The organism is Vibrio sp. Vb1980, assembly GCF_033338615.1.
GTDB lineage: Bacteria > Pseudomonadota > Gammaproteobacteria > Enterobacterales > Vibrionaceae > Vibrio > Vibrio alginolyticus.
This window is the reverse complement of sequence record NZ_JAWOSZ010000163.1, coordinates 1-537: the sequence shown is the minus strand read 5'-3', so window position 1 is coordinate 537 and position 537 is coordinate 1. Positions and strand designations below refer to the sequence as shown.

The window sequence follows — 537 nt, the reverse complement described above, 5'->3', positions numbered from 1 at the left end:
AACCTCAACGGACATAATGCTCCAGCGATGCAAACACCACCCATTGAACCAGTGCAACCTGTTCAAGAGGTGCCCGCTCAACAAATGCAACCTACTGTCGGCGTTGAAACACCGAGTCATTCCTTATCGCCGTACTTTAATGCAGACGGAAGTATCCGACCAATGTGGCAAGTCGAACGTGAAGCGATTCAAAACGCGATCGCCTATTGTGATGGTAACGTGCTCAATGCCGCTGTGATGCTGGAGCTAAGCCCTTCAACGGTCTATCGTAAAAAACAAGCGTGGGAAGCGGATGAAGTTAATCTCGAACAATCCTGATTTACCCATTGTGGGCGAAGTTTGGATTTTTGTTGATAGCCGCATTTTTGGCGGCATCGAAAGCCACATATTAGAGCTGGCAAAAGGCATTCTCGCGTTTGGGCACGCCGTGCGTATTGTGTTGCCAACGGAGTACACACCTCAAGCACAACTTGTAGAAAAAGCGCAAGCGGCAAACATTCCCACCAGCTATTTACCGCAAATATCTGGTGTTCCTTC

Annotated in this window: 1 protein-coding gene and 1 pseudogene; both read left to right on the top strand. The window is 48.6% G+C overall.

Annotation, left to right across the window (positions count from 1 at the left end):
- Positions 1 to 318, top strand: a 318-nt coding sequence (locus R7F64_RS24295; RefSeq protein ID WP_318072209.1) for a helix-turn-helix domain-containing protein, incomplete at its 5' end; no start/stop codon positions are given.
- Positions 293 to 537: pseudogene (locus R7F64_RS24290) on the top strand (glycosyltransferase); the annotation flags it as partial. The gene R7F64_RS24295 and the pseudogene R7F64_RS24290, both read left to right, overlap by 26 nt.